18 protein-coding genes, 1 tRNA gene and 1 pseudogene are annotated in these 20,681 nt (G+C 63.1%); 5 read left to right on the top strand and 15 right to left on the bottom strand.

The annotated features are described in order from the left end of the window. Window positions 1-6 precede the first annotated feature (6 nt). The 3 genes from DGA31_RS16130 to DGA31_RS16120 form a co-directional block, all read right to left on the bottom strand. Window positions 7-79 (bottom strand) — tRNA-Thr (locus tag DGA31_RS16130). 65 nt (window positions 80-144) lie between these two features. Then, a complete protein-coding gene (locus DGA31_RS16125) occupies window positions 145-537 on the bottom strand; it encodes a hypothetical protein (protein ID WP_109513234.1) in 393 nt (130 codons plus the stop codon). Window positions 538-587: 50 nt separating this feature from the next. Next, complete coding sequence (locus DGA31_RS16120) at window positions 588-2,228, bottom strand: hybrid sensor histidine kinase/response regulator (RefSeq protein ID WP_421957973.1); 1,641 nt, start codon at window positions 2,226-2,228, stop codon at window positions 588-590. A gap of 144 nt (window positions 2,229-2,372) precedes the next feature. Between DGA31_RS16120 and DGA31_RS16115 the strand changes: the two genes are divergently transcribed. Continuing rightward, window positions 2,373-4,508 (top strand): TonB-dependent receptor family protein, encoded by a 2,136-nt coding sequence (locus DGA31_RS16115; protein WP_109513232.1) that lies wholly within the window; start codon window positions 2,373-2,375, stop codon window positions 4,506-4,508. A 217-nt stretch (window positions 4,509-4,725) separates the two neighbouring features. Here DGA31_RS16115 and DGA31_RS16110 read toward each other — a convergent pair whose 3' ends face one another. The 6 genes from DGA31_RS16110 to DGA31_RS16085 form a co-directional block, all read right to left on the bottom strand. Beyond that, window positions 4,726-6,264 carry a methyl-accepting chemotaxis protein gene (locus tag DGA31_RS16110; protein ID WP_109513231.1) on the bottom strand — a complete coding sequence of 513 codons (1,539 nt, stop codon included), beginning with the start codon at window positions 6,262-6,264 and terminating at the stop codon, window positions 4,726-4,728. An 82-nt stretch (window positions 6,265-6,346) separates the two neighbouring features. After that, window positions 6,347-7,285, bottom strand: coding sequence for a SphA family protein (locus DGA31_RS16105; protein WP_109513230.1), 939 nt, complete (start codon window positions 7,283-7,285; stop codon window positions 6,347-6,349). 40 nt (window positions 7,286-7,325) lie between these two features. Beyond that, the gene (locus tag DGA31_RS16100) at window positions 7,326-7,859 is read right to left on the bottom strand and encodes a flavin reductase family protein (protein ID WP_109513229.1); all 534 of its coding nucleotides are present in this window, start codon (window positions 7,857-7,859) and stop codon (window positions 7,326-7,328) included. Window positions 7,860-7,893: 34 nt separating this feature from the next. Then, window positions 7,894-9,132 carry a styrene monooxygenase/indole monooxygenase family protein gene (locus DGA31_RS16095; protein WP_109513228.1) on the bottom strand — a complete coding sequence of 413 codons (1,239 nt, stop codon included), beginning with the start codon at window positions 9,130-9,132 and terminating at the stop codon, window positions 7,894-7,896. Window positions 9,133-9,208: 76 nt separating this feature from the next. Continuing rightward, window positions 9,209-10,012 carry an SDR family oxidoreductase gene (locus tag DGA31_RS16090; protein ID WP_109513227.1) on the bottom strand — a complete coding sequence of 268 codons (804 nt, stop codon included), beginning with the start codon at window positions 10,010-10,012 and terminating at the stop codon, window positions 9,209-9,211. Window positions 10,013-10,021: 9 nt separating this feature from the next. After that, complete coding sequence (locus DGA31_RS16085) at window positions 10,022-11,266, bottom strand: dienelactone hydrolase family protein (protein WP_109513226.1); 1,245 nt, start codon at window positions 11,264-11,266, stop codon at window positions 10,022-10,024. Window positions 11,267-11,560: 294 nt separating this feature from the next. Between DGA31_RS16085 and DGA31_RS16080 the strand changes: the two genes are divergently transcribed. Then, window positions 11,561-12,589 (top strand): AraC family transcriptional regulator, encoded by a 1,029-nt coding sequence (locus tag DGA31_RS16080; RefSeq protein ID WP_109513225.1) that lies wholly within the window; start codon window positions 11,561-11,563, stop codon window positions 12,587-12,589. 51 nt (window positions 12,590-12,640) lie between these two features. Here the strand turns inward: DGA31_RS16080 and pcaD are convergent, their stop codons facing one another. Further along, the gene (gene pcaD / locus DGA31_RS16075; protein WP_109513224.1) at window positions 12,641-13,432 is read right to left on the bottom strand and encodes a 3-oxoadipate enol-lactonase; all 792 of its coding nucleotides are present in this window, start codon (window positions 13,430-13,432) and stop codon (window positions 12,641-12,643) included. A gap of 120 nt (window positions 13,433-13,552) precedes the next feature. On the opposite strand from pcaD, the gene DGA31_RS16070 reads away from it, so the two are divergent. Beyond that, entirely contained in the window at window positions 13,553-13,909 is a 357-nt protein-coding gene (locus tag DGA31_RS16070) for an MmcQ/YjbR family DNA-binding protein (RefSeq protein WP_109513223.1), read from the top strand. Between the two features lie 102 nt (window positions 13,910-14,011). On the opposite strand, the gene DGA31_RS16065 is transcribed toward DGA31_RS16070, so the two are convergent. The 4 genes and pseudogenes from DGA31_RS16065 to gnd all read right to left on the bottom strand — a co-directional run. After that, a complete protein-coding gene (locus tag DGA31_RS16065; RefSeq protein WP_109513222.1) occupies window positions 14,012-15,838 on the bottom strand; it encodes a glycoside hydrolase family 15 protein in 1,827 nt (608 codons plus the stop codon). Between the two features lie 31 nt (window positions 15,839-15,869). Then, a complete protein-coding gene (locus tag DGA31_RS16060; RefSeq protein WP_109513221.1) occupies window positions 15,870-16,685 on the bottom strand; it encodes an HAD family hydrolase in 816 nt (271 codons plus the stop codon). Then, window positions 16,678-18,204, bottom strand: a complete 1,527-nt coding sequence (zwf, locus tag DGA31_RS16055) for a glucose-6-phosphate dehydrogenase (protein ID WP_109513220.1) — start codon at window positions 18,202-18,204, stop codon at window positions 16,678-16,680. The genes DGA31_RS16060 and zwf overlap by 8 nt, the downstream gene beginning before the upstream one ends. Next, window positions 18,204-19,184 (bottom strand): annotated as a pseudogene (gnd, locus tag DGA31_RS16050) (phosphogluconate dehydrogenase (NAD(+)-dependent, decarboxylating)); the annotation flags it as partial. The pseudogene gnd and the gene zwf, both read right to left, overlap by 1 nt. A gap of 298 nt (window positions 19,185-19,482) precedes the next feature. Between gnd and DGA31_RS30020 the strand changes: the two are divergent. Further along, window positions 19,483-19,659, top strand: a complete 177-nt coding sequence (locus DGA31_RS30020) for a DUF6026 family protein (protein ID WP_164708443.1) — start codon at window positions 19,483-19,485, stop codon at window positions 19,657-19,659. A 37-nt stretch (window positions 19,660-19,696) separates the two neighbouring features. Here DGA31_RS30020 and DGA31_RS16045 read toward each other — a convergent pair whose 3' ends face one another. Next, window positions 19,697-20,188, bottom strand: a complete 492-nt coding sequence (locus DGA31_RS16045; RefSeq protein WP_056836362.1) for a GNAT family N-acetyltransferase — start codon at window positions 20,186-20,188, stop codon at window positions 19,697-19,699. Between the two features lie 122 nt (window positions 20,189-20,310). Here DGA31_RS16045 and DGA31_RS29640 point away from each other — a divergent pair, with 122 nt between their 5' ends. After that, a complete protein-coding gene (locus tag DGA31_RS29640; RefSeq protein ID WP_152035044.1) occupies window positions 20,311-20,619 on the top strand; it encodes a hypothetical protein in 309 nt (102 codons plus the stop codon). Window positions 20,620-20,681 lie beyond the last annotated feature (62 nt).

Here is a 20,681-nt window from a genome sequence, read left to right as displayed (position 1 = left end):
GGCTGATGCCGGCAAGAGGAGTCGAACCCCTGACCTGCGCATTACGAATGCGCTGCTCTACCGACTGAGCTATGCCGGCATTATCTGGAGCGCAGCGATCAGTACGCCGCTGCACCTTCATTTCAGCATAGCCGTATTTGTCCATTAGTCCGTGGTGTTCAACCGTTCGACTCGAGTCCCACTGAACACCGTCTGCAAGGCACTTTTCAGCACAGCGACCTGCTCTGGAACAGCATCGCTACCTCGCGGCAGCTCAGCCAGAAAACGCGAGCCACCAAAGAACTCGACAAACTCGGGCTTGACCACCACTTCCAGACTGGCTGGGCACAAGACCACTTTCTCGATGGCATCGGACCGTTCATATTCCGCCTGGTCGGTATGAAAACCGATCCCCTCCTCCACACTGGCGTGATCGTCATCGTCCAGGCGCGTAATGATCATGAAGTTGGCAGGCGCTTGCGCATCATCACCCAGCGCCACCACCAGGACATTGTCTTCTTCGTAGCATTTTATGGTCGACGCAAAAAAACGCTTCATGCTTATCCTTCTCGATCAGGCTTGAGCAGCTTTGGACAGCAGTCATGCATTCAAGCAATCCCGTTCGGCCCATCCAGCACCTGCCGGACCTTGCGCGCCAGGTCTTGCGGCATGCACGGCTTGGACACCACGTCGAACTCCGAGCCGCCCATGTCGGTGCGCTCGATGGAGTTTTCCGCATACCCCGTGGTCAGCAGCACCTTGACCTGCGGGTGACGGCGCTTGACCTCGCGGGCCAGCATCACGCCGTTCATGCCGCCGGGCATGATCAGGTCGGTGAACAGCAGGTCGTACTGGGCGCCTGACTCGAACTTGCCCAGTGCCTCACGGGCATTGAACACGATCTCGGTGCTGTAGCCACAATCGTCCAGCACCATCTTGGCCAGTTCGGCCACGTCCGGGCGGTCTTCGACGATCAAAATCCGCTCGCTGCCCTGGCGTTGTTCGCCAAGGTGTTTCACCTCGTGATTGACCACACTGGCTTCGTCCACCGGGAAATACAGGCGCAGAGTGGTGCCGACGTTTTCCTCGGTATAGATACGGGCGGAACCACCGGACTGTTTGGCAAAGCCATAGACCATCGACAGGCCAAGGCCCGAGCCCTTGCCTTCGTCCTTGGTGGTAAAGAATGGGTCCATGACCCGGTCGCGGATGCTGGCCGGCATGCCGACACCGTTGTCGGTGATGGCGATGCTCACATAATGTCCGGGCCTGAGCCCGTCAGTGGACAGGCTGGCCAGGTCGTGAATCACCACGTTACGTGTTTCGATAAAAATCTTCGGATCGGGCCGACCGAACAGGGCATCACGGGCATTGTTGAAAATATTGAGCAGTGCCACTTCGGCCTGGGTCGGATCGATACGGCAGTTGCGCAGCGCCGGCTCCAGGTCGGTCTCGACCCGCACACCGGCGCCGAAGGTACGCTCGATCATCGGTTCGCTGGCGTTGACCAGGCCGTTGAGGTTGAGCACCCGGCCATGCAGTTTCTGTTTGCGGGCAAAGGCCAGCAGTTGCTTGGTCAGGGTGCTGGCGCGTTCAACGGCAGCCTTGGCGTGATAGACGCTGCGTTGCACCCGTGGTCCATCGATCTGTGGCTTGTCGGCAGCGCTGCCGATCAGGTCGATGTAGCCGCCCATCACCTGCAAAAGGTTGTTGAAGTCGTGGGCGATGCCGCCGGTCAACTGGCCCAGCGCTTCCATTTTCTGCGACTGGCGCAGCGCGTCCTCGGCGTCGCGACGCCGGCTGATGTCCAGCTGCGAGGCGAAGAAATAGATCAGTTCGCCGCTGTCGTTGAAGATCGGCGAAATGAACAGCGCATTCCAGAAGGTCGAGCCATCCTTGCGATAATTGAGCACTTCGGTGGAGATATCGGTACGGTTGGCGATGGCCTGGCGAATGTCGGCAATGATCTGTTGATCAGTTTCCGGCCCTTGCAGGAACCGGCAGTTATGCCCCAGCACCTCGGCATCGCTGTAGCCGGTCATTTTCAGGAACGCCTGGTTGGCGAAAATGATCGGGTTGTCCGGCCGGTTGGGGTCGGTAACGATCATCGGCATCCGGGTGGTTTCCACCGCCGCAAAGAAGATGTTCTTGCCCTGATGGGAAAGATCACCGGTTGCCGCATTGTCGACCCGTGTTTTATCGTGCGCCACGCCCAGCCACTCCCGTGATATTAATCCGCAACTACTCATCGCCTACGACTGGTGTCAGGGGCAAAGAGTTCGATTCGGCGCGGTTAATGTGCCGCGACGTGACGTCGCGGACCGGCGCAGCATCGAATCAGCGCACAACTGTAACCCTCTCGCTCCGCTACCCGCTTTCAAGGATCAAGGCCCATGCCCGCCCAAACTACCCCTCTGTTTGCCATCAGTGCCCTGAGCGCTGCCCTGGCGTGCGCGCCACAGGCATTGGCGGCCAGCCAGACCGTCACATTGACGGGCATCGAGGTCAATGCCAGCGAAAGCAATCCGGTGCAGGACGCCCGGGAGCGCCTGCAGCGTGTGCCCGGCGCCACCAACGTGGTGGACCTGAACCGGGTCGAACAAGGCCGGGTCAGCAGCAGCGAGGATGTGTTCAGGTATCAGCCGGGCATTTATGCGCGCACCGCCCATAACGAAGGCAGCAAGCTGTCGATTCGTGGCTCGGGCCTGAACCGGGCGCCAGGCGGCCATGCTTCGGGCTTGTTCGAGATGTTCGACGGCCTGCCGTTGACCGGCCCGGGCGGCACGCCTTATGAACTCAAGGAGCCGCTGTGGCTGAGCCGGGTCGAGGTGTATCGCGGTGCCAACGGCTTCGAGCGCGGCGCGCTGGCATTGGGCGGCGCGGTCAATTACGTGACCCACACCGGCTACGACGCCCCGCACCTGCAAGTGCGCTATGAACTGGGCAGCCATGGCTACAGCAAGCGCCAGATCAGCTCCGGCCAGGTGCTGGGCGACCTTGACTATTACGTCAGCCTCAACGACTCGCGCACTGACGGCTTTCAGGACCAGACCGCCGGCAACAGCCAGGGCATGGCCGCCAATGTTGGCTATCGCTTCAGCCCTGACCTGGAAACCCGCTTCTATTTCCGCTACCGGGAAAACGACTACGAAACCCCGGGCCGCCTGACCCGCGAGCAGATCCGCCACGACCCGCGCGCGGCCAGCCCGGTCAACGTGGCCCGCGACAACAAGCGTGTGCAGCCGGGCAGCACCTGGCTGGCGAACAAAACCACGCTGTACCTGGATGACAGTTCGCGCCTGGAAACGGGCCTGGTCTATCACGACTACCCCATGGACCTGCGTGAAGGCACCAACCGCCTGAAAGTCGCCTACACCGACATCAGCGGCACCTTGAACTACATTCGCCAGGACCAGCTGTTCGGGCTGGCCAGCCAGACCACCGTGGGCCTGCGCCACACCAAGGGCCTGCCGAACAACGGCACCTCGGAGTTCGTGCGCAGCCCGGCCGGCAATACCGCAGGCTTTGCGCCGGGCACCCGCACCCGCGACTACAGCTACCTGGGCTCGGACAGCGTGCTGCATGCCTCCAATGAGCTGGAGCTGGCCCCGGACCTGTGGCTGACCACGGGGGTGGCGGCGATCTACACCCGGCGCGAAACCGAAGTCACCTACCCCGATGCCCGTGACCCGTTGAGCATGAGCACTTGGGACTATGCCGCCCGCCTGGGCTTGCGCTACCAGTTAACCCCACAGACCCAGGTGTACGGCAACCTCAGCCGTTCGGTGGAGCCCCCGCATGCCTGGTCAATGATCTGGGGCTCGAACAAGGTTTTTTCCGCCGGTAGCGGCGCCGCCACCGGCCTGCAAAGCGGTGGTGTCGAGCTGAATAACCAGACCGCGACCACTGTCGAACTGGGCGCGACGGGTCAGGCCTGGGTGGGCGATTGGTCTATGGGGTGGTATTACTCACAGTTGAGGCATGAGCTGTTGAGCGTCGAAATCCAGGCCGCCACGGCCACGACGTCCTCGATCATTGCCGAAAGCAACGCCAGCCCGACCGTGCATCAGGGCATCGACCTGAGCCTGGACAGCCCGTTATGGCAAGGCCCGGCCGGCCGCCTGAACCTGCGCCAGGCGTACACCTGGAGCGACTTCCATTACCGCGACGACGATCGTTTCGGCAACAACCGCCTGCCCGGCCTGCCGCAGCACTACTACCAGGCCGAACTGCGCTTCACCCATCACAGTGGCGTGTACGTCGGGGTCAATACCGAGTACGCCTCCAGGGTGGCGGTGGATTACGCCAACTCGTTCCATGCCGACCGCTATGCCTTGCTGGGCGCCACCTTGGGCTACCACTCGCCCGACGAGCAATGGCAGACCTGGCTGGATCTGCGCAACCTGACCAACCAGCGCTACGCCACCACGGTCACGCCGGGCTACAACGACAACGGCGTGGACGTAGCGCGCTCGACGCCGGGCGAAGGTGCGGGTGTGTATGCCGGGGTCTCGTGGAGCTTGCGCTGATGCAGTAGGAGCGCGCGCTGCCGGAATGCCGGACCACCGCGAACGGCTGCGTAACAGTCGTAAATTTTCAGCGTTTCCGAGATTTTGCGGTCATTCGCTGTAGATTTTCAGCGTTGCGAAAATTTTGCGAGCGCTTCGCACTCGGTCGCGGGCAAGCGCGCTCCTACCGGGGGTGAATTCAATATTCAATAAAATCAGTAAGTTATTGTGCAGACCGTTACCGGTCAAAGCGTTCCGCCAGGTTGCGCAGGGCCTCAAGCTGGCGGTCAATGGCCTGGCTGATGCTGTGCCCTTCTTGCGCCTTGCCGGCGCTGACCCGTGACCGTTCGGCGACCTGCATCACCTGGCGGTTGAGATCCTCGGCCACCTGGCCTTGTTGCTCCATCGCACTGGCAATCTGGATGCTCATCGCCGAAATGTGTTCGAGCGCCTGATTAACGCCGACAAAGCTGGCATTGACCGACAGCACCGCCTCGCTGCCCTGCCCGGCCAGGGCCTGACCTTCGCGGGCCAGGCGCACGGTGTTTTCCGTGCGCTGGCGAAACCCCGATAACAGCGGCTGAATGTCTTGCGTGGCCTGCTGCGTACGGCTGGCCAGTTGGCGCACTTCATCGGCCACCACGCTGAACCCGCGTCCCGCCTCCCCGGCCCTGGCCGCCTCGATGGCGGCGTTGAGCGCCAGCAGGTTGGTCTGTGCGGCGATTGAACTGATGGTGTCGGTCATCGTGCCAATGGCCTCGGTGGCCGAAGCCATCTGCGTGGCGGCGGTGCTGATGTCAGTGACGGCGTCTGCCAGGCGCTGCATCACGGCCAGGCTTTGTCCGCTCAATTGCTGGCCTTGGGCAGACAGGTCCGTGGCCTGGCGGGTGGCAACCACGCTGTCATGCAGGTTGCGCGACACCTCTTGAATGGTCGCGGCCATCTGGGTCAAGGCCACCACCGACTGGTCCGATTCGCTACGCTGCTGCTCAAGCCGGCCCGCTTCGGTCTCGATCAGTGCCACCAGGGCCGTCATGTGCCGGTCAATCGTGCGACCGCTCAGGCCGATGCGCGACAGGGCGGCCTGCAGACGGGCTTCGGTGCTGAACAAGGCCATGTGCATCAGGGCACCACTGTCGCCCTGACTGCTGTAGGCCTCGGACAGCCCGGCCTGGGCAAACACCTTGGGATGCGCCGCCAGGACCTGGTCGACACGCCGTGTGAGACGCGCTTGCTGCCATAGCCCCAGCGCGAGGCCCGCGCCCAGCAGCACGCCCCCTTGCCACAGCGCCGACGGCAATGCTGGCAACAGCAAGGCCAGGACGCCGGCGCCGGCCAGGGTTGGCCCCAATGCGGCGGCCCACCTGGCTAGCCAGCGTCCCCGACTCAGCGGTCGACCGTAAAGATGCCAGTGCGCGTAGACACGCTCGGCACGCTGGATCTGCCCGGCACTGGCCGGCAGGTAGACCGCGCCATACCCTTGCACGCCGCTGTCACCGAAGACCGGCTTGACGTACAGGTTGAACCACAGCCGTTCGCCACTGGCGTGACGGTTGCAGATCAACCCCATCCACGGCCCCGGTTGGCGCAGGCTGGCCCACAGGCTCTGGAATACTGCAGCCGGCATCGTGCCGTGGCGCAGCCGGGCAAAGGTCTGCCCGACCAGCGCGTTTCCCGGGTAACCATGAGCGGCAGCAAAATCCTCACTGCAATGCTCGATGCACCCGCTGGGGTCAGTGCGGCAGATCAACGCCGCCGCCCCTGCTGAAGTCGACATAAGAACGTCCCCGCCCTGTTGAATACATGCACATCAGCAAAAAAGCCTGCCGCGAGGCAGGCAAGGAGCCGGGTACGGTGCGTCAGAAATGGTGCACGTAGCGGGCCTGCACGCGCGTCCCTTCAGGACGGTTTTCGGCGTCCTGCTCGAAGTAGGCGTTGAAGAACAGGTGATCGTCGGGCGAGAAGCTGTACATGGCGCCCGGCCCGATGGCCCAGACCTTTTCCCGGCGCCCGGACACCTCATGGCCATCGAAGCGGGTGTCGCTGATCTGCTTGAGCCAGTAGCCGTTGAGCCCCAGGCGCAGGTGCTCGGTGACGGCGTATTCGGTGGTGAAGTTGGCGTGCAGCGCCTGGCCGGCCTGCATGTCGTCCAGGTCGCCCAAGGCGCGTACCGGCGCGTTGTTCTTGCCGTTGTACAGGTAGTGGGCGCGCAGCGAGGCGGTCCATTTCGGGGTGAACCAGTAGGTGGCGGCCCAATAGGGGTTGAAAGACCAGGCATTGTTGCCGGGGTTGATGTCGCGGTCACGGTCGTACTCACCGGTGGGCAGGTTGACCTGCAGTTCGATGCGATGCACAAAGCGCGGACCGTCCGGCCCCATGATCGGGTCAAACTGGATGAACGGCCCGATCAGCAGGTCGCCCACCCCGCTGCGGGCCTTGAGCGCGGCATTGTCCAGGCCGTCGTCGACATCGATGTGGGCGATGATCGGCACCAGCATGTTCAGGCCCAGGCTGGCATTGCCGACGCGCAGGTCCGACAGGTAGCTCATTTGCGTCAGGGCCAGTTGGTAGTCCAGTTCGTGCCTGGGCAAACCCAGGTCATTGCCGTCCTTGTCGCGCAAGTGGTTGGCTGAATAGTTCTGCAGGTATTGCTGCACGTACCAGCCGCCGCCGGCCGGCAAGCCGCCGTCCATGAAGCTGGTCAGCCCCAGGTTGAGCGCTGGCAAATCGTAGGCACAGGCTATTTGCGTACTCGCAAGTCCCGCACTGCAGGCGCAGATTGAAAGCAGTTTTCTCATGTTGGCTCCCCGTTACGGCCTATCAAGCGTGGCGGCAGGTTCACAAGGCCGGATGCTGGGCGGCAACACGGTAGCGTCCGGCGTGAAAGACCAGCGGTTCTGCGTCGCTGTGTCGGCATTGTTCGATCTGGCCCAGGAAAATCAGGTGGTCGCCGCCTTCGTACTGGGTGACGTTGCGGCACACCAGCACCGCCACCACGTCATCGAGCACCGGCATGCCGGCCTTGCCCTGGCTGAAGGACACGCCGGCAAACTTGTCGCTGGCGGGCCTGGCGAATTGCGAAGACAAACCATGCTGGTCGGCGCCCAGTACATTGATCGCAAAGTGACTGGCGTCGAGAAAATCGCCCAGGCTCGGCGCCGAGCGCGCCAGGCTCCAGAGCACCAGTGGCGGGTCAAGAGACACGGATGAAAACGAATTGGCGGTCATGCCGACGTTGCGTCCGTCAGCGGTACGGGTGGTGATCACGGTCACCCCGGTGGCGAACTGGCCCAGCAGGTTGCGCAGGTCGCGCACCTCCAGGGTGTGCGCATCCAGAAGATCGGCAGGGTTCAGGGCGGTGGCGGCATTCATGGTCGGTTCCTCGGCTTTTTATGGGAGATGCCCTTCAGGCAGCCTGTTGACTCATCTTCTGGATAAAGCTCTGGCACTGGCCGGCGTCAAACCACCAGGGGGCGAAACGGCGCGGGTCGTCAAAGGCATTGGTGATGGCGTGGGCCAGCGGCTGCGACTGGCTGGCCGCGCCCAACAGTTGCAACAGGTGCGGGGCCGGTGGTTGCAGCATGCTGTTGGTCCACTTGACCACGTCACCGGCATAGGCCCAGTACTGCTCGAAGGTCTGCTCCATCCAGGCGCGGCTGAAGGCTTCGGTGCCCTGGGCCAGAATCGCGTCCAGGTATACCTGGCTGCACTTGGCGGCGTTATTGGCGCCTTGTCCGGTGATCGGGTCGTTGACCACCAGCGCATCGGCCATGCCGAACACACTACGACCGGACGGCAAGGTCAGCACCGGGCGGCGGACCATGGGTGTGAAGCGCCCAGACAAGAAGCCCTTGTCATCGGTCAGGCTCAGGTCGGTGCAGCGCTCGGCCTCCCAGGGCAGGTAGCGGCGTACCAGCTCCAGGCTCTTTTCCAAGTGTTGTTCGGGGCTGGTGATGCCTTGCCAACAGTCCATCGGACCGCCGGGAATGCCTTCGAAGACCATGATTTCGCACGGCCCGCTCAAGGTCAGCGCAGGGAATACAAAATACTCACCGACGCCTGGAATCAGGTTGAACGCCACCCGTGAATACGGCGACACCGGTGTCATGCCCTTGACGTAGGTCAAGGCCAGGGAGCGTTGCGGGCTGCTGAACACGGTGCGCACCGGGTCCCTGGCGAACAGGTTGACCACCTCGCCCTTGCCGGCCGCGAGCAGCACCAGGTCATGGCTGGCCGACAGGGCTTCCAGCTCGGCAAGGCCGACATCTTCGATCAGCAGGTCGCCGCCACGTTGCACCAACGCCTCCATCCACACCGGCATTTTCAGGCGCTGGTCGACCGACTGGGCGCAGCGCTCCAGGCGGGCGCTCCAGCTGAACAGCGACTGGCCGGGCACTTCGGGGTTGACCACGTTCAGGCCGATGCCCTCGACGGCCGGGCATTGCTCCTGCCAGAAGTCGATGCCCAGGTCGCGCTCGGTCTGCAGCGCGCTGTTGAACATGCACTGGCTGGACATGACCTTGCCGTCACGGATTTGCTCGGCTGTGCGGTTGGTGGCCAGGGTCACCTGATACCCGTTGGCCAGCAGGCCCAGGGCCAGTTGCAGTCCGGCCTGGCCGGCTCCGACGATAGCGATACGACGCATTGTTATTCTCCATTGGCTCGAAGGATCGGCCCCGCACAGGCGGCGCCATCGGGTTGATGAACAGGGGGTGGCCGGGTCATTCGGCCAGGCGCGGGATGGCCGGCAGGTTCTGCTCGGGACCCATCACCGAATAGCCGCCGTCGACCGCATAGTCGGCGCCGGTGACAAAGCTGGCCGCCGGCGAGCACAGGAAGGTGACCACATTGGCGACCTCCTCCGGCTCGCCCAGGCGTCCCAACAGGTGGTAGGCCGCCGCGACCCGGTCGGCCTTGGCGCGATCGCCGCCGCTGACCTCGGCGATGACCCGCGACCAGGTCCAGCCCGGCGACACCGAGTTGACACGAATGCCATCACCGGCCAGGTCCATGGCCATGCTGCGGGTCAATTGCTTGATCGCGGCCTTGGACACCGGATAGAGCCAGCGCCCGGTCTGCGCGCATCCGGCCGAAATGGAGCTGAAATTGACGATGGCACCGCGCCGTTGCCTGAGGTCCTCGTGCAGCGCCTGGGCCAGGGCGACCGCCGACACAAGGTTGATGTCCAGCGCCCGCAACCAGTCCTGGCGCGATGAGGCAAAACCGTCGTCCTGATAAGTACAGGCCAGGTTGATCAGCAGGTCCACCGCCCCCCATTGCCCACGCACCTGGGCCAGGGCCATGTGCAGGGCCGCATCATCGGTGATGTCCACGGCCACGAAGGTCGCCTGGTCACCGAGCAGGCGCGCGGTCTGTTCACCGGCTTCGCGGTCGATATCCAGCAGCGCCACCCGGGCGCCGGCCGCGATCAGCCCGCGGGCCACCGCCAGGCCGATAAGGGTGGCGCCGCCACTGATCAGTGCGAGTTTGCCTTGCAGGGCCTGGCCATTGAGAAAACCGGACATGACAGCTCCTTATACGCTGAGGTGGGCGCTGTCGGCCCAGTTGGGCATCAGCGTGTTGGACGGCAGGGTTTCATCGCGCAGCTTGTCGGCAGTAACGCGACCGGCCACGGGCAAGCCGTGCGGGTCCAGCAGGCCGATCTGCACCAGCACGCTGGCCTGGTCCCAGTAGATGTGCTCGTGGCACAGTTTCGGCCCGCGAAACCGGACCACGCCCAGCATCGGAATCTCGACGGTACGCCCGGTGGGCGGCACCCCCGGCAGCAGCCAGTCGATGACGCTGTCATGGGTAAAGGTCATGATGAATTCGTCGACGATCTGGGTCTGGCCGACGGTGCGCGAAATCGGAATCAGGGCCATATCGACGGGGTTGCCGTGCACGAAGTGGTGCTGGTAGAAGCGGCTGAGCTGGGTATGCCCGACCCCGCCGGTCATGGTCGGAATGTGATTGACGTAGGGCTCGGCGACCATGGTCGCCATCGTGGCGGGCACATCGCGGGTAGCGAACTCATGGCGGATGTGTTCTTCCCACAGCGCCGACAGGTCGTAGTCCGGGCCGATGCTCAGGCGCAAGGCCGCCACGGTGCGTTCATGGGCAATCTGTGCGGCGGCCTTGTCGAAATGATGACCGGCAGGCCGGGCAAAGGCGTGGTCGACGCCTGGGTACACATGAGCAGTCAGGCCCTTTGCCTGGCCGGCAGCGGCCTGGATCTGCGCCTGTGCGGGGGCCGGGCAGAACTGATCGTTGCCGGCCAGGTGCAGCACCAGGCGCCGGCCTTGCAGGCCTTCGAGCTCATGCAGGGCGGTTTCGATGCCGACGCCGTAGTAGCCCACCGCGCAGGCCACCTCGGGCAATCGGCAGGCGGCCAGGTACGCCAGCTTGCCGCCCAGGCAATACCCCACCACCCCTTGTGGCCCCGGGGTGCATTCAGGCAACCGGCTCAGGGCTTTCAGGCTGCTGGCGATGTCGTCGACGCCCGCGGCTTCATCGAAGGCCTGGTACAAGGAAAAGGCGATGGCGAAGTCTTTCTCGCTATAGCCCAGCTCAACGCCCGGCACCTGGCGCCAGTACAGGTCGGGCACCAGCACCGTGTAGCCCTCCTCGGCCAGGTCATCGGCCACTTGGCGCATGGCCGGGTTGACGCCGAAGATTTCCTGGCACAGCACGACCCCAGGGCCGCGCCCGCCGACAGCGGTGGCCAGGTAAGCCTGAAACTCGCCGGCCGGGCTTGTAACCGTGATAGAGCGACCTTTCATGGGAATGTTTCCGATGCGATGGACATGGCAAACATTCTTGCGGCACGGGCGGCAGGCGCACTATCCGATCAGCGCAAGGGCTGTCCGGCGGGTGCATAAAGTTTCACCTCCGTTTGCGGCTCATAAAGTGGCGCGGCGCTTGCAGATACCCCGTCAAAGGCCCGCTCAAGTGGCCATTGGAAACAGCAGAGGCACCGCAGTATCCGTTTGCCGCAGGCACTGTCCGGATACTGCAGACGCCCGGTAACAGGGTGGCGCACTCTGCTCGCAAACCGTGCGTGCGCGAGGTAGAACATGAACACTTCCATTGAATCGGCCACCAACAGCAATCGCCTTGAACAGGCGCCGTTGTTCAATGCCAGAAACCGCCTGTTCGTGCTCAACGATGCCGAAAGCATCCGGCAAAACGTCGGCACGGTGTTCAAGCCGCATGAGCTGCGGGCCACCGGGCCTTCAAGGGCAATCAGTGCGGCCATGCACCATTTGCAGCGCGGCAACCTGTCACTGAGCCGCCTGGAATACGGCGCGCCGGTGTCGATTGACCCGGGTCGGCTGGAAAGCTTCTTTCTCGTGCAAATGCCTCTGCGCGGCAGCGCCGAGATCGACTGCGACGGCCAGGTCTTTACCTCTTCGCCCCTGTGCGCCTCATTTATTTCCCCGGAGGTGCCGGTACACATGCGCTGGGCGGCCGACGCCCCGCAACTGGCCTTGCGCCTGGAGCGCAGTGACCTGGAGCGCCATTGCCAGCAGCACCTGGGCCATTCGCTGGACAAACCGCTGCAGTTCGCTCCACAACTGCACCTGGACAGCCCTGGCGGCGCTTACTTCCTGCAATTGCTCGGCACCCTGATGGAAGCGTTGTGCTGCGCCGGCCATCCACTGCACCAGCCGCTGGTGTTCAAGCAGTTCGAGTCGACCCTGCTCAATGCCCTGCTCTACGGCCAGCCCAACAACCTGCCGCTGGCCTCCGGTGCAGACACCGCTCGCAGGCTCTCGCCCTGGTTCGTCAAGCGTACCGAGGAATTCATTCACGCCCATGCCCACGAGCCCTTGACCGTCGAGCAACTGGCCGCGTATGCCGATGTCAGCGTGCGCACCCTGTTTGCCGGCTTTCGCGAGTACACCGGCACCAGCCCGATGGCCTACCTGCGCGATGTGCGCCTGGAACAGGTGCATCAGGCGTTGTGCGCCGGGCACGACGTGTCGGTCACCGATGTGGCGCTGAAGTGGGGGTTTGCCCATCTGGGCCGGTTTTCACAGGAATACCGAAAACGCTACGGCGAGTTGCCGTCGACAACCTTGCGCTGTCGTTCGGGCGGGTGAATATGTGTCGGGTCCAGGTACAGGCCCGGACCCGACACCGTGCAGGCGGGGTTACTGCGCGGTCAGAAATGCCAGGATCGGGCGGGTGAACGCCTCATCGGCTTCGACGCTGGACAGGTGCGCGGCGTGCAGGTCGACCTGGCGGGCGCCCTTGATGCGTTCAACCATGAAGCGCCCGTGCTCGGGCGTGGTCACCGGATCCTGGGTGCCACACACCACCAGCACCGGCAGTGTGATCGAGGCGATCTGCTCGCGGTAGTCGGCATCACGCACCGCCGCACAGCTGGCGGCATAGCCTTGAGGCGAGGTCTGCGCCAGCATGCCGACGATCGGCTCGACGAGGGCCGGTTCGCGCTCGGCGAACTCAGGGGTGAACCAGCGCGAAATGGACGCATCGCGCAGTGCCACCATGGCCGCCTGGCCGTCGCGCAGCACGGTTTCGATGCGCGGGTTCCAGATTTCGGCGCTGGCGATTTTCGCGGCGGTGTTGCACAACACCACCCGGTGCAGGCGCTGCGGGGCATTGATGGCCAGCCACTGGGCGATCAGACCGCCCATCGACAGCCCCAGGAACGAGACCTTGTCGATGTCCAGCGCATCCAGCAGGGCCAGCACGTCGCGGCCGTTCTGTTCGATGCTGTACGGGCCTTCGGTCACCAGCGAGCGGCCATGGCCACGGGTGTCGTAGCGCAACACGCGAAAATGCTCGGTAAAGGCCGGCATCTGGGCGTCCCACATGTGCAGGTCGGTGCCCAGCGAGTTGGACAACACCAGCACCGGCGCATCAATCGGGCCTTCGAGCAGGTAGTTGAGTGGACCATCGGCAAGTTGCACGGCAGACATTCGAGGCTCCTGACAGGATAAAGCCTGCACACTACAGATTGGGCGAACGCGGCGACAGTCCGCTGACCGATTATTCGTGCGACTATCGAACACCTTCACATCTCACAGGAACGCCACACCATGCACAGCGAAGCCATCGCCGAATTCTGCCTGCAACTGCCCGGTGCCCGGGAGGATTACAAATGGGGCGGCGTGCGGGTGTTTTCCGTGGCGGACACCAAAATGTTCGCGCTGATGCACCTGGCGGGGGACGGCCTGGCCTTCAAGGTCGCGGCCGAGCTGTTCCTGGGTTACGTCGACCGCCCCGGCATCCGCCCCTCCCCGTATCTGGCCCGCGCCCACTGGATCAGCCTGGCCCGGCCCGAGACCTTCAGCGACGAAGAAATCCGCGACCTGCTGACCCGCTCGCACCAGTTGGTGGTAGGCAAGCTGCCCAAGCGCCGGCAGGCAGGATTACGCCTGGATGACACAGCCTGAATACGCTGCATGATCGGCCTGAAAATCAATCCTGTGGGAGCGACCAACGGTCGCGAATGGCGCAGGTTTATTCGCGTCCGTTGGTCGCTCCCACAGATCACATCACCCTATTTCCACTGCCGCTTCGCCGGTGCGCTCGCGTATCGGGCACGGTGCCTGGGCGCGGTGCAGGTTCAGGGCGGTGTTGATGATGCCGATATGGCTGAACGCCTGCGGGAAATTGCCCAGCATGCGCTGATCCTTGACGTCGTATTGCTCGGCCAGCAGGCCTACGTCGTTGCACAGCCCGCACAAGCGCTCGAACAGCGCACGCGCCTCGTCCATGCGGCCCAGCAACACATAGACGTCGGCCAGCCAGAACGAGCAGACCAGGAACGTGCCCTCGCCGCCGCTGACGCCATCGCTGGTGCGTTCGCTGTCATAGCGCAGCAACAGGCCATCCTGCATCAGCGTACGCTCGATCAGCTCTACGGTGCCCAGTACGCGTGGATCGTCGGCCGGCAAGAAGCCGGTCATCGCGATCTGCAACAGGCTGGCGTCGACTTCCTTGGAGCCATACGACTGCACAAAGCTGCCCAGTTGCTCATCAAAGCCATGGCGGCAGACATCGGCATGGATTTCTTCGGCCACTTCGCGGCAACGCTGCGCCAGGCGGCGGTCACGGTCGCTGGTGGCGATGCTTGCCAGTTGCTTGGCATTGCGGTCGAAGGCCACCCAGGCCATGACCTTGGAGTGGGTAAAGTGCCGTGGTTCACAGCGGATTTCCCAGATGCCGGCATCCGGCTGGCGCCAGACTTTTTCCAGATACGGCATGACCAGGCGCGAGATACCGATGCCACGCGGGTGCTGCGGCATGCCGCTGCGCATGGCATGGGTCATGGCATCGGCCACTTCGCCGTATACGTCCAGTTGCAACTGGGTGGCCGCGCCGTTGCCGACCCGCACCGGTTTCGAGCCTTCGTAGCCGGCCAGCCAGGGCAGTTCGTATTCCTGCAGCCGGCGTTCGCCCGCCAGGCCGTACATGATCTGGATCTGCTCGGGGTTGCCGGCGATCGAGCGCAGCAGCCAGTCGCGCCAGGCCGTGGCCTCTTCCAGATACCCCAGGTTGATGAAGGCCAGCAAGGTCATGGTGGCGTCACGCAGCCAGCAGTACCGGTAATCCCAGTTACGCTCGCCGCCGAGTTCTTCAGGCAGCGAAGTGGTCACCGCCGCGACAATGCCGCCGGTGGGCGCATAAGTCATGGCCTTGAGGGTGATCAACGAACGCTTGACCTGTGCGCTCCAGGCGCCCACCTCAGGGCAGTGCCCGGAGAAATCAAGCCAGAAGCGCTCGGTGTCCCTGAACGCCCGGTCGATGTCGATGGCGACCTGTACCGGTTCGTTGGACGGCTGCCAGGCCAGGCAGAAGGTCTTGCGCTCACCGGCCGCCACCTGAAAGCGGCTGCCGGTGTGGTGGTCCTTGGGGTGCAGGTCGACCGGGCTGTGCAGCACCAGCATGTCGGGGCCGGCCACGGCGGTCAGTACATGCGGCTCGCGCTTTTCCACCCAAGGCACGGTGCTGCCATAGTCGAAGCGGATGGCCAGGTCCATGACGAACTCCACCTGCCCTTCCAGCCCGACCACGCTGCGCACCACATGCCCCTGGGTGTTCATGGGCATGAAATCGACCAGCATGGCGCGGCCGGTATCGGTGTGAAACTCGGTTTCAAGGATCAGGGTGCCGTCCTGGTAGCGCCGCTCGGTGCGCCTGATTTCGGCAGACGGGGCAATCTTCCAGCAACCGTTGTCGCTGTTGCCCAGCAAGGCGGCAAAGCACGCCGGTGCGTCAAAGCGTGGAAAGCACAGCCAATCGAGTGAACCGTCCCGTGATACCAGTGCTGCCGTCTTGCAATTACCCAACAGGGCATAGTCTTCAATCAGTGCAGCCATGGTGGGTCTTCCTTCTCTAAACGTCAGTCATTCATTCACGCTGCAGCAGATCGCGCAGGATCGCTTGCGCCACACCCTCCTCGGTGTTGCTGCCGGTCACCCGGTCGGCCTGACTGCGCACCTCGGGGCGAGCCTGGCCCATGGCGATCGACAGCCCGGCCACGCGAAACATCGCCACGTCGTTGTGACCGTCGCCAATGGCAGCGGTCTGCGCCATATCGATGCCCAGGTGCTCGGCCAGCGCGCGCAAGGCAGCGCCCTTGTTGGCCTGCAAGGCGGTGATGTCGAGGTAATAATCCTGTGAACGTGCGGCCAGCGCACGGCCTTCAAGCCGGGCGGCCATCTGGCTTTCCAGCACCTTGAGTCCGGCAAAATCGCGACTGGATGCCACGATCTTGTCGACGCGGTCCAGGTACGGCGTGAAGCTGTCGACCCGTACCGGCTCATAGCCCAGCGCACTGCGCTCATGGCCGACGTAGTCGCCGTCGAGATCGCGCAGCAGCCACTGGTCGTCGGCGAACACCCAGACATCCACAGCGTGCCCGGCAAAAGTATCCAGGCACAGGCGCACCGCCTCAGGATCAATGTGGTGCGCGACCAGAAGGCTGCCATCGGGATTGACCAGCGTGCCGCCGTTGAAGCCGGCGGTGGGCAAGTCGAGCTGCAGGCGCTCGATCACCTCGCGCATGGCCCGTGGCGGCCGGCTGCTGGCGAGGGTGAAGGCAATGCCCGCCTCGCGCAGTTGCCCGACGGCGGCCACGGTGGCGTCGCTCAGGCTGTGGTCAGGTTGCAACAGGGTGCCATCCATGTCGGACAGCAAGAGGCGAATCGGCGTGTGATCAGCCATCGATCTGCCGCCATTCACGGTTGTCGTTGCGCAACAGCTCGTCGCTGGCCTCCGGACCACTGCCACCGGCAATGTACGGCTGGACCTCGGGGTGCTTGGCCCAGGCATTGAGGAACGGTTGCACCGCACGCCAGCCGTTCTCGATGTTGTCGGCGCGCTGAAACAAGGTCTGATCGCCGGTCAGGCAGTCGTAGATCAGGGTCTCGTAGCCGGTGGAAGGCTGCATCTCGAAGAAGTCCTTGTAGGCGAACCCCAGCTTGATGTCTTCCATTTCGAGGTTCGGCCCCGGGCGCTTGGCCAGCAGGTCGAACCACATGCCCTCGTTGGGCTGGATCTGGATGCGCAGGAAGTTGGGCTTGAGCCGGTCAACTTCAGTGTCGCGAAATTGCGCATAGGGCGCCGGCTTGAAGCAGATGGCAATCTCGGTGCTGCGCGTGCTCAGGCGCTTGCCAGTGCGCAGGTAGAAGGGCACGCCGACCCAGCGCCAGTTATCGACCATGACCTTGAGCGCGACGTAGGTTTCCGTGTTGCTGTCCGGCGCGATGTTCTCTTCGTCGCGATAGCCCAGCAGATCGGCGCTCTTGTTGCCGGTGTACTGGCCACGCACCGAATTGGCCAGCGCTTCCATTTCGCTCCAGGGGCGGATGGCGCCGACCACCTTGGCCTTTTCGCCGCGCACCGCATCGGCGCCGAACGCAGCCGGCGGTTCCATGGCGACCATGGCCAGCAGCTGGAACAGGTGATTGGGCACCATGTCGCGCAGGGCGCCGGTGTTTTCATAGAAGCCGGCACGGGTGCCGACCCCGACGGTTTCAGCGGCCGTGATCTGTACGTGGTCAATGTAGTGGTTGTTCCAGAACGACTCGAACAGCCCGTTGGAGAAGCGGCTGACCAGGATGTTCTGCACCGTTTCCTTGCCCAGGTAATGGTCGATGCGATAGATCTGCTTTTCGCTCATGACCTTGAGCAGGCTTTCGTTGAGGGCCATGGCGCTGGCCAGGTCGTGACCGAAGGGCTTTTCGATCACTACGCGGCGAAATACGCCGCCACGCTCCTTGAGCAGCTTGGCAGTGCCCAGGCGCTTGACCACTTCGCTGAAAAAGCGCGGGGCGGTTGCCAGGTAGAACGCCGCGTTACCGGTGCCGGTGCTTTCGATCTTGCTGGCAATGCTCTGGTAGGTGCTGTCGTCAAGAAAGTCGCCCTGGATGTAACTGATGCGCGCCGCCAGGCGCTGCCACAGCTCAGGGTCGAGGGCGTCGCCGCCCTCGGTGTTCTTTTTCGCACCTTCTTCGCGCATGAAGGTTTCGAGTTTCTGCGCGAATTCGGCGTCGGTGGCGGCGTTGTGGTCGACCCCGACGATGTGCAGGTGGTCGTCCACCAGACCGTCGCGGGTCAGGTTGCACAGCGCCGGCATCAGCAGGCGCTTGACCAGGTCACCATGGGCACCGAACAGAAACAACGTGGTGGGCGGCGCCACTTCCGGATTTTTTTCAGCTTCAGTCGAATGCCCGAGACCCATTATTTAGGCTCCTTGTGACCACCGAAACCGAAGCGCATGGCCGACAGGATCTTGTCGGCGTAGGTGCTCTGCTGGCGCGAGCGGAAACGGGCAAACAGGGCGCTGGACAACACCGGTGCCGGCACGGCCTGTTCGATGGCAGCCTCGATGGTCCAGCGGCCTTCGCCACTGTCGGCCACCGAGCCCGAATAGGCGTCCAGGGCCGGATCAGTGGCCAGTGCGTCGGCGGTCAGGTCCAGCAGCCAGGACGAGACCACACTGCCACGGCGCCAGACTTCGGCGATGTCGGCCACGTTCAGGTCGAAGCGCTGCTCGGCCGGCAGGTGGTCCGAATTCTTCTGCTTGAGGATGTCGAAGCCTTCGGCGAAGGCCTGCATCATGCCGTACTCGATGCCGTTGTGGATCATCTTCACGAAGTGCCCGGAACCGGCGGGGCCGGCATGGATATAACCCTGCTCGGCACGCGGGTCGGCCGAGGCCGCACGGTCGCGGGTACGCTCGATGTTGCCAATGCCCGGTGCCAGCGTGGCGAACAACGGGTCGAGGCGTTCGACGATGGCCTGCTCGCCGCCGATCATCATGCAGTAGCCGCGTTCCAGGCCCCAGACGCCACCGGAGGTACCGACGTCGACATAATGCAGGTCCTTGAGCGCCAGCGCCTGGGCACGACGAATGTCATCCTTGTAGAAGGTGTTGCCGCCGTCGATGATCACGTCATCGGGCTCAAGCAACTGGCTCAAGGCCTCGATGGTCTGCTCGGTCGGCTCACCGGCCGGCAGCATCACCCAGACCGCACGCGGCGCCTGCATGGCGGCAACCAGGCCGGCCAGGTCGGTCACGGCGGTGGCGCCTTCGGTGGCCAGGGCTGTGCGCGAGGCTTCGTCACGGTCGTAGACGACGGTGGTATGGCCACTTTGCATCAAGCGTCTGGCGATATTGCCGCCCATGCGGCCAAGTCCAACGATCCCGAGTTGCATGAAGTGTGGCTCCCTGAGGCATGTTCTTGAGAAATAAAGCGCAACGTTAAAGCATGCAGGTTAGTCCAGCCAGGGTATTGATCGTTCCCGGCCAAGCTGAACGCACGCTGTCGCACGGGTAATAGTCACTGTGACATCACAGACTGATAAGTCACGCTACCGCTGAAAAATATAAAAGTTCCAATCCACCGGGAAAGAAATCAGAATTGCCGCCGACAGGACGCCCGGCCAGCGCACATGAGAAATGATCGCCATGGCTTGCGCGTTTGCAAGATTGAACCCGCCATTTGCGAGGTGAGCAATGGGCACCGTACACGCAGTACTTGCACCCCAGACCCTGTATGTCAGCGTGCGCCGCGACGAGCTGCGCGCACTCAAAGAGGAACGCGCCCGGCTGCAGCATCAACTGGCGCAAGCCACCCGATTACTGCAACAGGCCCGCGAGGCCGGCTATGGCCGGGAAACCGACGCCGTCTAGTTGCTACTTGACCGCGCCTGCGACCAGGGTCGTGCGCTCAGAGTGACTTCTGCCAGAACAGTGCCCGTCCCATCGACGGGTCCAGTTGGTAGCTCTCAAAGCCCTGCTTTCTATACGCCGCCAGTGCTACATCATTGCCCTCGAGCACCTCGAGGGTCAATTTGCAGCAACCACGCTGGCGGGCAATTTCTTCGACCTTGACCAGCATTTTCTGGCTGATGCCCTGCCCACGGTACTGGGCCAGCACCACCACGTCATGAATATTGACCAAAGGCCGACAGGCAAAGGTCGAAAACCCTTCGAAACAGTTGATCAGCCCCACAGGCTCCCCTGCGATAAAGGCCAGCACGCTGAAGGCGTGCGCGCGCTTGGCCAGTTCCCTGGCCAGTTGCTGGCGGGTGTCCATGGGCAAGGGCTCGCCGCCACCCATGACATCCTCGGCATAGTGATTGAGCACAAAACCGATGGCATCGGCATGGACCGGATTGGTGTAGCTTGCTTGCAGTACCAGCACCTCTGGGGATTGCATGGGGTTCCTCGTCACAATCGGCAGGCAGAATCGCACTATGCCCCGTTAATGGGCATGGGGCGGGCGATTCTAGCGCGACAACGCCGAAAGTGATCCAGTTGATGTGCAGGAATTTTCAACTAATGCGCAAGAAGATGTCATCCGATGCCGAAGGAAATGACCTACAGGCAATTCAAGCTGCCCATACAGTGGCATCACAGCAGGCCTATGCCTCTGGAAAGGTACTTCCGGCCAACAGTGTCGGACAATCCGACGAACGGTATGGAACTCGCCTTTATGCCCTTAACGTGCGTTTCAGACCCTTCATTTTCAAGGTTTTTACCCAATTGGATCGCTGCCAAGCCGCATGCCAGACATTTGCCAATAAAAAAGTCGAAACTTATGAAAAAGCACCGGGTCATCTGCTAAGAGGCGCCTATGCTGGGGAATGATCTGGCTCATGGCACCTACCACCCTGTCCTTTAAGCTGCAGAGACAGCAAACGGGTACTGAT

Source organism: Pseudomonas ovata (assembly GCF_003131185.1).
In the GTDB taxonomy this organism is placed as follows: Bacteria; Pseudomonadota; Gammaproteobacteria; order Pseudomonadales; family Pseudomonadaceae; genus Aquipseudomonas; species Aquipseudomonas ovata.
This window is presented reverse-complemented; position numbering and strand designations above follow the sequence as displayed.

Bases quoted from the DNA above. Each gene is read 5' to 3' on its own strand.
- DGA31_RS16085 (WP_109513226.1), bottom strand. From the start codon at position 11,266: ATGAAAGGTCGCTCTATCACGGTTACAAGCCCGGCCGGCGAGTTTCAG.
- DGA31_RS16065 (WP_109513222.1), bottom strand. From the start codon at position 15,838: ATGGCTGCACTGATTGAAGACTATGCCCTGTTGGGTAATTGCAAGACG.
- DGA31_RS16095 (WP_109513228.1), bottom strand. From the start codon at position 9,132: ATGCGTCGTATCGCTATCGTCGGAGCCGGCCAGGCCGGACTGCAACTG.
- pcaD (WP_109513224.1), bottom strand. From the start codon at position 13,432: ATGTCTGCCGTGCAACTTGCCGATGGTCCACTCAACTACCTGCTCGAA.
- zwf (WP_109513220.1), bottom strand. From the start codon at position 18,204: ATGGGTCTCGGGCATTCGACTGAAGCTGAAAAAAATCCGGAAGTGGCG.
- DGA31_RS30020 (WP_164708443.1), top strand. From the start codon at position 19,483: ATGGGCACCGTACACGCAGTACTTGCACCCCAGACCCTGTATGTCAGC.
- DGA31_RS16090 (WP_109513227.1), bottom strand. From the start codon at position 10,012: ATGTCCGGTTTTCTCAATGGCCAGGCCCTGCAAGGCAAACTCGCACTG.
- DGA31_RS16125 (WP_109513234.1), bottom strand. From the start codon at position 537: ATGAAGCGTTTTTTTGCGTCGACCATAAAATGCTACGAAGAAGACAAT.
- DGA31_RS16120 (WP_421957973.1), bottom strand. From the start codon at position 2,228: ATGAGTAGTTGCGGATTAATATCACGGGAGTGGCTGGGCGTGGCGCAC.
- DGA31_RS16045 (WP_056836362.1), bottom strand. From the start codon at position 20,188: ATGCAATCCCCAGAGGTGCTGGTACTGCAAGCAAGCTACACCAATCCG.
- DGA31_RS16070 (WP_109513223.1), top strand. From the start codon at position 13,553: ATGCACAGCGAAGCCATCGCCGAATTCTGCCTGCAACTGCCCGGTGCC.
- DGA31_RS16115 (WP_109513232.1), top strand. From the start codon at position 2,373: ATGCCCGCCCAAACTACCCCTCTGTTTGCCATCAGTGCCCTGAGCGCT.
- DGA31_RS16105 (WP_109513230.1), bottom strand. From the start codon at position 7,285: ATGAGAAAACTGCTTTCAATCTGCGCCTGCAGTGCGGGACTTGCGAGT.
- DGA31_RS16110 (WP_109513231.1), bottom strand. From the start codon at position 6,264: ATGTCGACTTCAGCAGGGGCGGCGGCGTTGATCTGCCGCACTGACCCC.
- DGA31_RS16080 (WP_109513225.1), top strand. From the start codon at position 11,561: ATGAACACTTCCATTGAATCGGCCACCAACAGCAATCGCCTTGAACAG.
- DGA31_RS16100 (WP_109513229.1), bottom strand. From the start codon at position 7,859: ATGAATGCCGCCACCGCCCTGAACCCTGCCGATCTTCTGGATGCGCAC.
- DGA31_RS16060 (WP_109513221.1), bottom strand. From the start codon at position 16,685: ATGGCTGATCACACGCCGATTCGCCTCTTGCTGTCCGACATGGATGGC.
- DGA31_RS29640 (WP_152035044.1), top strand. From the start codon at position 20,311: ATGCGCAAGAAGATGTCATCCGATGCCGAAGGAAATGACCTACAGGCA.